The 14,081-nt window shown below is 68.8% G+C and carries 13 protein-coding genes; 5 read left to right on the forward strand and 8 right to left on the reverse strand.

Going from position 1 to position 14,081, the window contains the following annotated elements:
• Window positions 1-68: 68 nt before the first annotated feature.
• The 4 genes from PLC66_RS10830 to gltX all read left to right on the forward strand — a co-directional run bounded on the left by PLC66_RS10830 (window position 69) and on the right by gltX (window position 4,270).
• Window positions 69-1,040, forward strand: a complete 972-nt coding sequence (locus PLC66_RS10830) for an ABC transporter substrate-binding protein (protein WP_324540225.1) — start codon at window positions 69-71, stop codon at window positions 1,038-1,040.
• 69 nt (window positions 1,041-1,109) lie between these two features.
• Window positions 1,110-2,000, forward strand: coding sequence for an ABC transporter permease (locus tag PLC66_RS10835; protein ID WP_324540227.1), 891 nt, complete (start codon window positions 1,110-1,112; stop codon window positions 1,998-2,000).
• A 1-nt stretch (window position 2,001) separates the two neighbouring features.
• Window positions 2,002-2,796 carry an ABC transporter ATP-binding protein gene (locus PLC66_RS10840; protein ID WP_324540229.1) on the forward strand — a complete coding sequence of 265 codons (795 nt, stop codon included), beginning with the start codon at window positions 2,002-2,004 and terminating at the stop codon, window positions 2,794-2,796.
• 67 nt (window positions 2,797-2,863) lie between these two features.
• A complete protein-coding gene (gltX, locus tag PLC66_RS10845; RefSeq protein ID WP_324540231.1) occupies window positions 2,864-4,270 on the forward strand; it encodes a glutamate--tRNA ligase in 1,407 nt (468 codons plus the stop codon).
• Window positions 4,271-4,306: 36 nt separating this feature from the next.
• Here gltX and PLC66_RS10850 read toward each other — a convergent pair whose 3' ends face one another.
• From PLC66_RS10850 to mnmC, 6 genes are all read right to left on the reverse strand, one after another.
• Window positions 4,307-5,260: an HPP family protein gene (locus tag PLC66_RS10850; RefSeq protein ID WP_324540233.1), complete on the reverse strand. Its 954-nt coding sequence runs from the start codon at window positions 5,258-5,260 to the stop codon at window positions 4,307-4,309.
• A 53-nt stretch (window positions 5,261-5,313) separates the two neighbouring features.
• Entirely contained in the window at window positions 5,314-6,801 is a 1,488-nt protein-coding gene (locus PLC66_RS10855) for a type IV pili methyl-accepting chemotaxis transducer N-terminal domain-containing protein (protein WP_324540235.1), read from the reverse strand.
• Window positions 6,802-7,108: 307 nt separating this feature from the next.
• On the reverse strand, window positions 7,109-7,549 hold the full coding sequence (locus PLC66_RS10860) for a phasin family protein (protein WP_324540237.1): 441 nt from the start codon (window positions 7,547-7,549) through the stop codon (window positions 7,109-7,111).
• Between the two features lie 130 nt (window positions 7,550-7,679).
• Window positions 7,680-8,348: a response regulator gene (locus PLC66_RS10865; RefSeq protein ID WP_324540239.1), complete on the reverse strand. Its 669-nt coding sequence runs from the start codon at window positions 8,346-8,348 to the stop codon at window positions 7,680-7,682.
• Window positions 8,345-9,466, reverse strand: a complete 1,122-nt coding sequence (locus tag PLC66_RS10870; RefSeq protein ID WP_324540241.1) for a PAS domain-containing sensor histidine kinase — start codon at window positions 9,464-9,466, stop codon at window positions 8,345-8,347. The genes PLC66_RS10865 and PLC66_RS10870 overlap by 4 nt, the downstream gene beginning before the upstream one ends.
• Window positions 9,463-11,385, reverse strand: a complete 1,923-nt coding sequence (gene mnmC / locus PLC66_RS10875) for a bifunctional tRNA (5-methylaminomethyl-2-thiouridine)(34)-methyltransferase MnmC2/FAD-dependent 5-carboxymethylaminomethyl-2-thiouridine(34) oxidoreductase MnmC1 (RefSeq protein WP_324540243.1) — start codon at window positions 11,383-11,385, stop codon at window positions 9,463-9,465. Before mnmC ends, PLC66_RS10870 begins: the two co-directional genes overlap by 4 nt.
• A 119-nt stretch (window positions 11,386-11,504) precedes the next feature.
• Here mnmC and PLC66_RS10880 point away from each other — a divergent pair, with 119 nt between their 5' ends.
• The gene (locus PLC66_RS10880; protein ID WP_324540245.1) at window positions 11,505-12,335 is read left to right on the forward strand and encodes an ion transporter; all 831 of its coding nucleotides are present in this window, start codon (window positions 11,505-11,507) and stop codon (window positions 12,333-12,335) included.
• Here the strand turns inward: PLC66_RS10880 and PLC66_RS10885 are convergent.
• Window positions 12,311-13,180 carry a putative RNA methyltransferase gene (locus PLC66_RS10885; protein WP_324540247.1) on the reverse strand — a complete coding sequence of 290 codons (870 nt, stop codon included), beginning with the start codon at window positions 13,178-13,180 and terminating at the stop codon, window positions 12,311-12,313. The two genes, PLC66_RS10880 and PLC66_RS10885, sit on opposite strands and share 25 nt — an antisense overlap.
• Before the next feature lies 1 nt (window position 13,181).
• On the reverse strand, window positions 13,182-13,994 hold the full coding sequence (locus PLC66_RS10890) for an undecaprenyl-diphosphate phosphatase (RefSeq protein ID WP_324540249.1): 813 nt from the start codon (window positions 13,992-13,994) through the stop codon (window positions 13,182-13,184).
• Window positions 13,995-14,081: the final 87 nt, after the last annotated feature.

A 14,081-nucleotide genomic window follows, 5' to 3' on the forward strand; every position in this document is an offset into this window, starting at 1 on the left:
TCGCCTGCGCCGTGGCAGGCTGCGTTTGCTGACCATTTCAGGCCGACAGGGCCGCCAAGGAGTTTTTCATGCGCTTCAAGATCACCCGCAATGCCTTGTTCGGCGCGCTGGCGCTGGCTTTTGCGATGACTGCGCCCGCCCATGCCCAGCAGAAGTCCGTCGCCATCACCGCCATCGTCGAGCACCCGGCGCTCGATGCCGTGCGCGATGGCGTCAAGCAGGGCCTGGCCGAGGCCGGCTTCGAGGAGGGCAAGAACCTCAAGTGGCAGTACCAGAGCGCACAGGGCAATACCGGCACGGCGGCGCAGATCGCGCGCAAGTTCATCGGCGACCGGGCTGACGTGATCGTCGCCATTGCCACGCCTTCGGCCCAGGCGGTGGCGGCCGCCACCAAGACGATCCCGCTGGTGTATTCGGCGGTGACCGATCCGGTCGCGGCCAAGCTCGTGCCTTCGATGGACGCGTCGGGCAGCAACATCACCGGCGTGTCCGACGCGCTCGAACTCGAGAAGCAGATCGAACTGATCAAGCGCGTGACGCCCGAGGCCAAGCGCGTCGGCATGGTGTTCAACCCGGGCGAGGCCAATTCGGTGGTGGTGCTCGAGCAGATGCGCAGCCTGCTGCCCAAGCACGGCATGAGCCTGGTCGACGCGGCCGCGCCGCGTTCGGTCGACGTCGGCTCGGCCGCGCGCAGCCTGATCGGCAAGGTGGACGTGTTCTACACCAGCACCGACAACAACGTGGTGTCGGCCTACGAGGCCCTGGTCAAGGTCGGCATGGACGCCAGGATTCCGCTGGTCGCCGCCGACACCGACAGCGTCAAGCGCGGCGCGGTGGCGGCCTACGGCATGGACTACAAGGCATTGGGCGTGCAGACCGGCCAGATCGTGGCGCGCATCCTCAACGGCGAGAAGCCGGGCGACATCGCCTCCGAGACCAGCAACACGCTCGCGCTGCATGTGAACCCGGCCGCCGCCCAGCGCCAGGGCATCACCTTGTCCGAGGATCTCGTCAAGGACGCGGCCCAGGTCGTCGAATAAGCCGCCGGCGCACCGGCGCGGGGCGCCCGTCGCGGGTGCCCCACTGTCTTCCCTCATCGGTCATTGCTCATGTCGCTCTACACCTTGCTCGGGGCGCTGGAGATCGGTCTGATCTTCAGCCTGGTCGCCCTCGGTGTGTACATCTCCTTTCGCCTGCTGCGCTTTCCCGACCTGACCGTCGATGGCAGCTTTCCGCTCGGCGGCGCCGTCGCCGCGACCATGATCGCCTCCGGCTCCGACCCCTTCACCGCCACCATCGCGGCGACGGTCGCGGGGGCGGTCGCCGGCATGATCACCGGCTGGCTCAACGTGCGCCTCAAGATCATGGACCTGCTCGCCAGCATCCTGATGATGATCGCGCTGTACTCGATCAACCTGCGCATCATGGGCAAGCCCAATGTGCCGCTGATCATGGAGCCGACGGTGTTCAACCTGCTGCAGCCCGAGGCGCTGGTCGATTACGTCTTCCGGCCGCTGCTGCTGGTGCTGATCGTGATCGTGGTCAAGCTCGGGCTGGACGCCTATTTCTCCACCCAGACCGGGCTCGCGATCCGCGCCACCGGTTCCAACGCGCGCATGGCCCGTGCCCAGGGCGTCAACACCGGGCTGGCGGTGCTCGCCGGCATGGCGCTGTCGAACGCGCTGGTCGGCCTGGCGGGCGCGCTGTTCGCGCAGACCCAGGGCGGGGCGGACATCTCGATGGGCGTGGGCACCATCGTCATCGGCCTCGCGGCGGTGATCGTCGGCGAGAGCCTGTTGCCCTCGCGCAAGCTCTACCTGGCGACGATCGCGGTCATCGTCGGCGCCATCGTCTATCGCTTCTTCATCGCCGTGGCGCTCAATTCCGACTTCATCGGCCTGCAGGCGCAGGACCTCAACCTCGTCACCGCGGTGCTGGTGACGGTCGCGCTGGTGGTGCCCAGGCTGCGCGCCCACTGGTCGGGCAAGAGAGGGAACTGACATGCTCAAGGCAACCGACCTGCATCTGACCTTCAACCCCGGCACGCCGATCGAGACCCAGGCCCTGCGCGGCATGTCGCTCGAGATCCCGACCGGGCAGTTCGTCACCGTGATCGGCTCCAACGGCGCCGGCAAGTCGACCTTCCTCAATGCCGTGTCCGGCGAGCAGCGGGTCGACAGGGGCACGATCGAGATCGACGGCATCGACATGACCCGCCAGCCAGTGTGGGTGCGCGCGCGCCACGTCGCGCGTGTGTTCCAGGACCCGCTCGCCGGCACCTGCGAGGACCTGACCATCGAGGAGAACATGGCGCTCGCCAAGATGCGCGGCGAGCGCCGCGGCTTCTCGTTCGCGGTCAAGCCTGCGCTGCGCGAGGAGTTCCGCGCCCAGTTGGCCACCCTTGGTCTCGGCCTGGAAAACCGCCTGTCCGACCGCATTGGCCTGCTCTCCGGTGGCCAGCGCCAGGCAGTGAGCCTGCTGATGGCGGCGCTGCGGCCCTCGCGCCTGCTGCTGCTCGACGAGCACACCGCGGCGCTCGACCCGCGCACCGCGGCCTTCGTGCTCGAGCTCACCGTACGCATCGTCGCCGAGCATAAGCTCACCACGATGATGGTCACCCACTCGATGCGCCAGGCGCTCGACGTCGGCCAGCGCACGGTGATGCTGCACCAGGGACAGGTCGTGCTGGATGTGTCCGGCAAGGAGCGCGAAGGCCTCGACGTGCATCATCTGCTCGAGATGTTCGAGAAGGTGCGTGGCGAGGAGGTCGACGACGACAAGCTGCTGCTGAGCTGAGTCGTCCTCCGCGCTCGCCGCCCGTGCCACCCCGTATCCAAACGAACGAACACCACCGAACGCAACGATGAATTCCGCTTCCCGCCCCGTCCGCACCCGCTTCGCTCCCAGCCCGACCGGCTACCTCCACATCGGCGGTGCCCGCACCGCACTGTTCTCCTGGGCCTTCGCCCGTCGCCACGGCGGCACCTTCATCCTGCGCATCGAGGACACCGACGTCGCGCGCTCGACCCCCGAGGCGGTGCAGGCGATCCTCGACGGCATGCACTGGCTGGGTCTGGAGCACGACGAAGGCCCGTTCTACCAGATGCAACGCATGGACCGGTACAAGGACGTCATCCAGCAGATGCTGGCCGCCGGCACCGCCTATCACTGCTACATGTCGCCCGAAGAGCTCGACCGCATCCGCGAGGAGCAGCGCGCGCGCGGCGAGAAGCCGCGCTACGACGGCCGCTGGCGGTCCGAGGCGGGCAAGGCCCTGCCGCCGCCGCCCGAAGGCGTGCAGCCGGTCGTGCGCTTCCGTAACCCGACCGAGGGTGTGGTGGCGTGGGACGACCTGGTCAAGGGCCGCATCGAGATCGGCAACACGGAACTGGACGACTTCATCATCGCGCGCGCCGATGGCACGCCGACCTACAACTTCTGCGTGGTGGTCGATGACTGGGACATGGGCATCACCCACGTCATCCGCGGCGACGACCATGTGAACAACACCCCGCGCCAGATCAACGTGCTGCGCGCGCTCGGTGCCGAGGTGCCGCTGTACGCCCACCTGTCGATGATCCTCGGTGACGACGGCACCAAGCTCTCCAAGCGCCACGGCGCGGTGAGCGTGATGCAGTACGACGACGACGGCTACCTGCCCGAGGCGGTGATCAATTACCTCGCGCGCCTGGGCTGGAGCCATGGCGACGACGAGGTCTTCAGCCGCCAGCAGTTCGTCGAGTGGTTCGACCTCGACCACATCACGCCTTCGGCGGCGCAGTTCAACACCGAGAAGCTCAACTGGCTCAACGCGCAGTACATCAAGAAGGCCGACGACCGCTTCCTCGCCGCTGAGGTGGCCAATCGCCTGGCGCGCCGCGGGGTGAATCCCGAAACCGGGGTGGCGCTGGAGGCGGTGGTGGCGCTGTACAAGGACCGGGTCGCCAACCTCAATGAGCTGGCCGACTCGGCGGCGCTCTTCGTCGCCGACGTCCATCCTGCGCCGGAGGTCATCGGCCAGCACCTGACCGAGACCGCGCGTGCGGCCCTTGCCAGCCTGCGCGGCCGGCTCGCCGAGGTCGCGTGGGAGAGGGCGGCGCTGAGCCAGGCGATCAAGGACACCATGGCCGAGCACGGACTGAAGATGCCGCAGGTGGCGATTCCGCTGCGGGTGGCGGTGCTCGGCGTGCCGCAGACGCCGTCGATCGACGCCGTGCTCGAGGTGCTCGGCCGTGATCACGTCCTGGCACGGCTCGATCGTCAGCTCTGAAGCCTCACTGCCTGGGCCAAGCGGCCCGGGCCCGCCTCACGATGGCTTGCGTCGGGGGCGGAACTCGCTCCCCACCCAGCGTGCGAACTCGAGCCGGGTGCAGCTCCCGGTGCGGTTCAAGCCCTTTCCGGCGACCACCCGGTAGATGACGATGTCCTGGTCCGGATTGGCCGAGCGGTGCTCGTCGATGATCTGGCGTACCGACCACTGCTGGCCGGGGCGGTCATTGCAGTAGAAGTGCCCGGCCTTCACCTGCGGCAGCAGGCTGTCGGCGTTGCGCTGCGCGATCGACATCGCGTGGTGGATCACCTGGCGCAATTCTTCCGGACTGACGTCGATGACGACATTGAGCTCGTCCATGGCCTCGCGCACCTGATCGTCGCTGGGCCGGGGATAGCCGCTGCCGCCGCGGCCCGGCGGCAGCGGCGCGTAGTGCGTCAGGCTGGCCGGGTAGCGCCGCCACGGAAAGGGGTAGTTGAAGAGGGCCGCGGCAGCGGCCAGGATCAGGCAGTTCAGCCCGACCGGGTAGAGCGCGTAGGCAAAGCCCAGTTCGTGGATCGCCGGGCCGCCGACCACGGCGGCGAGCGCGGTCGCGCCCCCCGGCGGATGGATGCAGCGCGCCAGGTGCATGACGCCGATCGCGCCCCCCACCGCCGCCGCGCCCGCCAGGGTCGGCTCGGGGATCACGAGCTGGCACAGCACGCCCACCAGCGCCGACAACATGTTGCCGGCAAGCAGCGGCCAGGGCTGGGCGAACTGGCTGTGTGGCGCGGCGAACACGATCACCGCGGCCGCGCCGAGTGAGGGCACGACGAAGACCGCCGCCTCGGTGCCGAGCATGGCCTGGGTGACCGCCACCACGATCGCGATGCCGAGCAGGCCGCCCACGCTCGCCACCCAGGGCTCGCCGCCGTGCTGGCCGCGGTGGGGAATGCCGAGCAGCTCGCGGACATGCTCAAGGCCGTGCTTCAGGGTTGATCTCGATGACATTGACGTTCAGGTGCCTGTATCCATGCGCCAGGCCCGGCCCGGGTCGTGGCGCCTCACTTGCTCAGCCTTTCGTAGAGCTTGACGGTCGTGTCGACATAGCGCAGCAGGCGGTCGCCCTCGGCGAGCAACAGGCGGGCGTGCCGGGTCCTGTTCAGGTGGGAGGGGTCGGGCTCGAGCGCACGGCGGAATTTCGCCCATTGCTGGCCGACTTCGTCGAGCTGGGCGACGAGTTCCGGTAGCTGGCGGCCACTTTGGCGCAGTTCGTCGAGATTGGCTTCGAACTCGGCGATGGATGCGGCGATCTGCTCGTCGACCCAGCCGCGGGCGTCGACCAGCTCGCGAAAGAGGTACAGCTTGCCGATGCGCTGCGACAGCATGCGGTTTCTGCCCGCGACGTTGACGTAGCGGGCATCGGGCGTGCCGGCGCAGTGTTCGGCCGCGCCGGTGAGGCGGTCTGCGGCCTCGAGCAGCGCTTCGCTCTGGCGCAGGAGGCTCGCGCTGTCCGCCGCGGAGACGCCGCCGACAAACAGGGCCTGGCGGTAGGCGGGCCAGGCCTGGAGCACGGCCGCCAGTGGCTCGTGCAGGGCCGCCTCGAGCGACAGCCCACGCAGGCGCGCCAGCATGCGCTCGAAGTCGCTGTCGAACTGACGCAGGCAGATGCTCGCATCGGCGGGCGAGATCGACCAGGCGAGCCGGGCCCAGGCAATCGCCAGCCGCTGCGACAGAAACCGCAGCCGACCGCAGAGATTGATGAGCGCGCCGGGGGCGGGTTGGCCGCCCGTGTTAGCGGCATCGCGTCGCGACTTGCGCGCGAATTTCAGCCGGTGGGCGGAGTCGCCCAGGCCGGTATCGAGCAGGGCGGCGTGCTGGATATGGAAGTTGCGCTTGTCGACCATCAGCACGCCCTGGTCGATCAACTGGCGCAGGCTGCGCGAGAAGGCCTCGGGCGTGAGGCCCACCTGCGAGGCGATCACCTTCTTGCTGGCCTTGAGCGTGACGGTGGTCTCACCGGCCAGCGCCTTGCGGTCGCCCGCCTGTGCGAGCAGGTAGTCGAGGATGCGCTGGGCGCCGGTCGTGCTGCGATGATGACCGCGGCTGTCCGTTTCGATCGTGACCTGTCGGCGGGCCAGGGTCTCGATCAGGTTCGCGCTCAGCGCGGGCTCGGCGGCCATCATCGCGCGCAGCACCCGCAGGTCGATCGCGACGACGATGCAGCGTGTGCTGCTCTCGCACGATGATCCGTAGTGCGTGGCGCTGAAGGTTTCGCCCAGGTTGAGCAGCTGCGGGGCCTGCACGACCTCGATGACCTTCCGCGACTCGTCCTCGAGGGGCACGAAACGCACGACGCTGCCACTGCACAGCAGCCAGGCCTGGCGTATCGGCTCGCCTGCGCGGTACAGCATGGCGTGGCTCGCCAGCTCGAGCAGGCGCCCTGCGCGCTCGAGCTCGTCGAGGCGTTCGGGCGAGAGTCCAAAAAAGATGGCACAGCGGGACAGGAAGTCCCGTTGTGCCCAAGTACCGCGTCGTAACCGTGTGTTCAAGAGAATCAGACCTATCGTCCGTCGTCCGACCGGCGGTGCCGGCACCAGGCCGGTTGGACGCTGGGCCCTCCGGGTCTGCCGATATTAATCGACGTCGTGCTGGGTGTTATAGACGTTGAAATGGACGACGGTAGGCACTCTTGCAGGCTGCCGGATAGCCGCTTTGATGGATATCAAGAATCGAAAGGCCTCAATGGATCCGCGGGTTCTGTGGATTTGGATGCTTGATGATCATCAAGCATCCAAATCGCAGGCAAGAAAAAGCCCCGGTCGGGCCGGGGCTTTGTGCGCTGCGCGCGGGGCGCGATCAGGCTGCCTTGCGCTGGCGCGGGCTGCTGGTCTCGGGTGCGGCGATGATGTCGAGCGGGTTGACCATGGTCAGCTTGCCGGCCTCGTCGAACAGCGACTGGAAGGAGCGCTGCAGGTCAGCGAACTGGCGCGCGCCGACATCGGCGACGTCGTTCTGGGTCTGCACGTAGAGCTCGCCGACGCCGCGCAGGTAGTCGGTGAGGTGCTCGAAGCCCTTGCTCTGCGAGGCGGACTGCCTGGCCAGCGTGTCCTGCGGATCCTTGAGGTCGATCTGCGCGGCGCTGCTGGAGGCCAGTTCGCACAGCGTGCGGGCGGTGTCGAGGTTGAGGGCGAGAAGCTTCTCGGAGGCGTCGATGGCGATCTGGGCGTAGGCCTGCAGGTGCGCGATGCTGGTGTTGGCCGTTGCGGCGAATCTTGCGTTGGTGGAATAGGTGCTCATGGCGATCTCCGGAAGCGAGGTACTGGAAAACCTCAAGCTGTAAATGCTAGCGGAATGCCCGTCGTGGGCACATACCCGCTTCCGCTGGTTCTGCCTACCGGGAAACCGGTAGGCGTTCCCTGTGCACCATTCAAACCTGCCGTGCGACCTCGCTGACCGCGCTCGGGCTGATGCCGTTGGTGATCGCGTAGCGGGTGAGCTCGGCCACGTTGTGCAGGTCGAGCTTGCGCATGATGTTGCGCCGATGCACCTCGACAGTGGAGGGCGCGAGGTGCAGGCGCTCGGCGATGCGCGGCGAGGTGTAGCCCTCGGCGATCAGTTGCAGCACCTGGCGTTCGCGCGCCGTGAGGCGGGGTACGGCGGTGTCGAGTTCGTCGCGATCGCGCAAGGCGCCGGTCACCGTGCCCGCCACGTCGGGGCACAGGTAGGTGCGGCCCTGGCGCACGGTGCGGATTGCACGCAGCAGTTCGTCGCCTGCTTCGCCCTTGGTGATGTAGCCCCGGGCGCCGGCGTTGAGGAGCTCGATCACGAACTGGCGGTCGGCGAAGGCCGACAGTCCGATCACGCGAATCGCAGGATGCGCGGCAAGCAGCTTGTGTGTTGCCTCGATGCCGTTCATGCCGGGCATGGCAATGTCCATGCAGACGAGGTCGATGGGCTGTGTGGCGGCGACGGCAAGCACCTCCTCACCGCTGGCCGCTTCGGCGACGACCTCTAACTCGGGGTCGCGCGCGAGCAGCGCGCGCAGGGCGTGACGAAACATCTGGTGGTCGTCGGCAAGCGCGATGCGAAGCTTCATGATGGTCGCTCCGGCAACGGACGGGGATGGGGGATCGACACCTCGATCACGGTGCCGTCTCCCGGACGGGTCAACAGCACGAACAGGCCACCGGCAAGTTCGACACGCTCGCGCATCGTGATCAGGCCCAGGCCCGGGGTGTTGCCTGGTTCGCCGAGCTGGGCGAGATCGAAGCCGACGCCATCGTCGGCGATGCTCAGGCGGGTCTGCCTCGCATCGCTGTCGAGTGCGATCTGGATGCGCCCGGCACAGGCATGCTTGGCACAGTTCGTCAGGGCCTCCTTCACAAGCCTGAACAGCAAGGTCTGCGCGCTGGATTCGAGGCTGCGGGTGTGCTCGCCCGTCGCTGCGAACACCACGTCGATCCCGGTGCGCTTCCTGAAAGTTTCGACATATTCGCGTAGCGCAGGTTCGAGGCCGGCGTAGTCCAGCGTCGCCGGCCTGAGGTCGGTGCAGATCTCGCGAATTCCCGCCGTAGTGTCGGCAAGCAGGGCTGCAGCGTCCTCGAGCGTGGGCTCACACTCGCGGCGAACCGCGTCGGGCAGGCCGTCGACCAGGTTGGCGAACAGGATGTGCAGCGCGGCGAGGTTGGGGCTGGCGCGATCGTGCAGGGCGCTGGCGAGCTGGCGGCGCTCGGACTCCTCGACCGCGACCAGGTGGCGCGACAGCTCGGCCAGGCGCGCGAGGTGGCGCAGCCGCTCGGCCTCGAGGCGCTTGCGCGCGGTGATGTCCTGCACCGTGCCGTAGAGCTTGAACACCCGCCCGTTCGCATCCTTGTGCGGCTCGATCACCGTGACGTGGTGGCGCAACTGGCCCGAGGGCAGCAGCACCTCCTGCTCGAGCGTGCAGCGGTCGCCGGTGTCGATCGCGTGCCAGAAGAGGTCGCGCGTGCGGTCCAGCGAGGCAGGGGTGTAGTGTGCGAGCGCCTCGTTGATGTCGGGCTCGCCCAGCGCCTCGGGGCGCTCGAACAGATGGAACAGCTCGCGCGACCAGGTCATGCGTCCGCTGTCGCGATCGAGTTCCCAGTCGCCCACCTGGGCGAGGCGCTGGGTGGTTTCCAGGCGCCACTCGGTCAGATCGAGGGCCGCACGCAGCGCCTTGATGCGCTCGGTCGTCATTCCCTGATGGCGCCTTGTCGGGCTGGACGCAGCAGAAAGCGGCCAGGGTCGAGCGCTTCCCACAAATCGCGCTCCAGCGGCAGCGGCTCGGCCGACAGCGCGCTGGCGAGGGCTTCGGCTGCCAGCGCCGACCACACCAGGCCGCGCGCGCCGTAGCCCGACAGCACGTGCAGCCCGGGTTGGCGGGCCAGGCCGGTAAGCCCCGCGCTCGGGCTGCTGACGACGCCCTGTGGCAGGGTGCCGACCATCGGCAGGCGGTCGGGCGAGGCCGGGCGGAAGCCGACGCGGCCCTGCAGCGGAACAGCGCCCAACTCGCGGGTGAAACCGGGCAGCATCGCTTCGAGCTTGGTGAGGTTCTCGGCGTGATCCGACGCATGCAGCGCGGGGTCCTCATCAGTGACGTCGAAGGTCGCGCCGGCGCAGCGCAGCCCGTCGACCTCGGGGCTGACATAGCCGCCGCGGCACACGACGACGCGCGGTGCGCTGCCGCGGGTGGCCGGCAGCAGCGTGACCTGGCCACGAGCGCTGACCACCGGCAGGCTCTCGGCCCCGATCAGCGCACGCACGCCCACCCCGGCGGCGAGGATCGCCACTGGCGCCGCGGCGATGCAGCGGCCGTCGGCGTCCATCGCCTGCCACAGATCGGCGTGGCGCTCGAGCCGGCTCACGGCCTGGCCGAAATGGGTCTGCAATGGGGCGCCCGCTGCGGCGAGGTTGGCCGCGCACAGGCTGGGAGGCTGGACCCAGCCGCTGTCGGCAAACCACCAGCCACCGGCGGCCACCGCGCACCCTGCCAGTTGTGCGGCCTCGCGGGCGCTGACGTAGCGTAGGTGGTCGGCAGGCAGAGCCAGGCGTTCGACCACCGCACGCATCTTTGCGTCCTGGGCGGCATCGCGCGCAAGGTGCAGCACGCCGCAGGCCTCGGCGCGCACCTCGAGGCCGCGCGCCCGCAGGCGGGCAATGTGGGCCCAGCCATGGAGCGTGCCGGCGCGGGTCAGCCGGCTCATGCGGTTGTCGTCGAGGCTGGGCAGCGGGCGCAGCACGCCGGCCAGATTGCCCGAGGCGCCGCTGGCCGGCCCCGTCGCCCCCTCGATCAGTTCCACCGTCCAGCCGCGCTCGGCGAGGCGCTCGGCGATGCTGCAGCCGGCCAGGCCGGCGCCGATGACCAGGGCGTGCCGGGCCGACTCCGGCGGCCCGGCGGTAGGTTCGAGCTGCCCGCGGCCCTCGCCAAGGCGGCCGCGCAACATCTGCCGCTTGCTGCCGAAGCCGGGCACCTTCTCGAGCGCGAAGCCGGCGTGGCGCAGGCCGTTGCGGACCTCGCCGGCGACCGACCAGGTGGCCAGCGTGGCGCCGGGCGCGGCCAGGCCGGCGAGCAGATGGAAGATGCGCGGCGACCACAGCTCGGGGTTCTTCGCCGGGGCGAAGCCGTCGAGGTAGAAGGCGTCCGCGTGCGCCACCAATTGCGTGAGGCCGTCGCGGGCGTCACCCAGGTAAAGGGTCAGCACCACCCGGCCCTCGTCAAGATGCAGGCGATGCACGCCGGGGGTCAGTGCCGGCCATTGCGCCTGCAATTGCGCCGCCAGCGCGCCGAACTCGGGCCAGCGCGCCTGCAGGCAGGCGAGGTCCTCACGGGTGAACGGGTGTAGTTCGCAGGAGACAAAGTGCAAGCGGGTGCAACGGCCCGGGTCCTCACGCCAGGCGGCCCAGGTGGCGAGGAAATTGAGCCCGAGGCCGAAACCGGTCTCGAGCACGACGAAGTGCTCGCGCCCCTGCCAGCGCTGCGGCAGCCCGTTGCCGGCCAGGAACACGTGCCGGGCCTGGCCCAGGGCGCCGTCACTGGAGTGATAGATGTCGTCGAAGGCGCTGGAGTAGGGGACGCCTTCGGCGCTGTGTTCGAGGCGGGCGGGAACGATGGGCATGGGCGGCGGCTGCCTTGGGGGCATCGAGGCCGGGGTCGTGCGCCTGGCCGCGAGGTGGTTTTTACAAGCGCGTAATGGTAGCTTGCGCGCCGGCCAATTTGATCAGCCTGTATTGACCCATGCCCGCACTCAACGCTCTCGTCGAATCCGCCCGCTTCCAGAATTTCATCATCGCGGTGATCGTCGTCAACGCGATCACGCTCGGTCTCGAGACCTCGCCGTCGGTGATGGCCGCCGCTGGTGGCCTGCTGCTCGTGCTCGATCGGCTTGCGCTGGCCATCTTCGTGGTCGAGATCGTGCTCAAGCTGATCGTGTATCGACACAACTTCTTTCGCAGCGGCTGGAATGTGTTCGACTTCCTGATCGTCGGCGTGACCCTGCTGCCGGTGGGCGAGGGGGTGTCGGTGCTGCGTGCCCTGCGCATCCTGCGTGCGCTGCGCCTGATCTCGGTCGTGCCCTCGATGCGCAAGGTGGTCAATGCGCTGCTGCGCGCCATCCCCGGCATGAGCTCGGTGCTGACCCTGTTGCTGCTGGTGTTCTATGTGTCGGCGGTGATGGCGACCAAGCTCTTCGCCGGCGACTTTCCCGAGTGGTTCGGCAGCATCGGCGCGTCCTTCTACACGCTGTTTCAGGTCATGACGCTGGAGTCGTGGTCGATGGGCATCGTGCGTCCGGTGATGGAGGTGCACCCGCTGGCCTGGCTGTTCTTCGTGGTCTTCATCCTGACGACCACCTTTGCCGTGCTCAACCTGTTCATCGCCATCGTCGTCGATGCGATGAACACCAGCGACCACGCCGAGCAGGAAGAGACGCGCGAACTGGTGGCGAGCGAGCACGAGCAGGTGATGGCCGAGCTCAGGAACCTGCGCGAGGCGCTGGCCGAACTGCGCGCCGAACGAGCGTGCGGTGCGCCGGGCGTGCCCGATCAGGCGGCGGCGATCCGCCGGTAGCGGGTCAGGCGGACATCGGCGCCAAGCGCGATCCGGGTGAGCGCGGCCGCGCGTTCGCGGCCCGCAGGGCTGGTGCGGTAGAGGTGGGGCGTCATCGTCAGCAGGTCGGCGATGGCCGCCTGGCTGCCGACTTCGAAGTCGAACTGCAGCGTGCTGCTGTCGAGCAATTCGAAACCGGCGGGCGGCCCGAGCTCGGTGGCGCGCTCGGCCTTGAGCTGCGGATAGATGATCTGGCGCAAGGCGCGCAGGTGCGCGGGGCCGGCATCGAGCTGCAGCAGCACGCCGCCCGGCTTGAGCACGCGCGCGAACTCGGCGTGCACCGGAAAACCGAACAGGCACAGCACGCGGTCGAGGGTTGCCGACAGGATCGGCAGCCGCGCATTGCTGCCCACCACCCAGGTGGCGTCGCCGTCCTTCCTTGCCGCGGCGAGGACGGCCCATTTGGAGATGTCGAGCCCGATCAGGCTCAACGCGCTGGCCGCGCCTTCCGCGGCCAGCGCGCGCAGGTAATAGCCCTCGCCGCAGCCGGCGTCGAGGCAGGCCAGCGGGCCGGCCTGAGCGGGGGCGTTGAGGGTGGCGGCGTCCAGGGTGGCGGCGCTGATCGCGTCCGCGATCGGCTGGTAATGGCCAGCCTCGAGGAAACGCCGCCGGGCGACGACCATCTCCTTGCTGTCGCCAGGATCGCGCGAGCGCTTGTGCTGGACCGGAAGCAGATTCACGTAGCCCTGGCTGGCGATGTCGAAGGTATGACCCGCCGCGCACTGCCAGCAGCCGTCGCGGCGTGCCAGCGCGGCGCCGTCGAGTGGGCAGGCGAGCGCCATGAAGGGCGTCGACGCGGGGCTCACCTCACTGGCCCCAGAACAGCACCAGCAGGAGGGCGCCGAGGGCAAGCCGGTAGAGGACGAAGGGCAGCATGCCGACGCGGTCGAGGAGCTTCAGGAAGAGGTGGATGCACAGATAGGCGCTGAGCGCGGAGAGCAGCGCCCCCATGGCCATCGCCGACCAGCTCACGACGTGCTCTTCCCTGATCAGGTCGAGTGCGCTCAGGCCGCCGGCCAGCACGATGACCGGGATCGACAGCAGGAACGAGAAGCGCGCCGCGCCCGAGCGCGACAAGCCGAACAGCAGGCCGGTGGTCATCGTGACCCCGGAGCGCGAGGTGCCCGGGATGAGGGCGAGGGCTTGCGCGCAGCCGATGAGCACGATGTCGCGGCGGGTGAGCGCGTGCTCGCTGCGCGGACGTTCGACCGTGCGGCAGTGGCGGTCTGCCACCCAGAGCAGCAGGCCGAAGCCGATCGTCGTCCACGCGATGATCAGCGGCGAGCGCAGCTCCTGTTCGACGAAGCCCTTGAGCAGCAGCCCGGCCAGTCCGACCGGGATGGTGCCGAGGATGACCGCCCACGCCAACCGACTGTCGCCCACGCGCTGGCGTCGAAGCAGCGACGCCGTCCAGTCCCGCGTCATGGCGATGATCTCGTCGCGGAAGTACCACAGCACGGCAACGAGGGTGCCCAGGTGCACCGCCACGTCGAAGGCCAGGCCCTGGTCTTCCCAGCCGGCAAGGCGCGGGAACAGGATCAGGTGCGCCGAGCTCGAGATCGGCAGGAACTCGGTGAGGCCCTGGAGAATGGCGAGGACGACGATCTGGACGGTATCCATGGCGGCACGAGGCAGTTGGACGGAGGCGGCCGCCGGCGCCCCGGCTCATGAGCGGGGGCGCCGGTGGCAATCGGGCGGGAACCGCAG

Origin of the sequence: Thauera sp. (assembly GCF_035444905.1) — a bacterium.
Taxonomy (GTDB): Bacteria; Pseudomonadota; Gammaproteobacteria; order Burkholderiales; family Rhodocyclaceae; genus Thauera.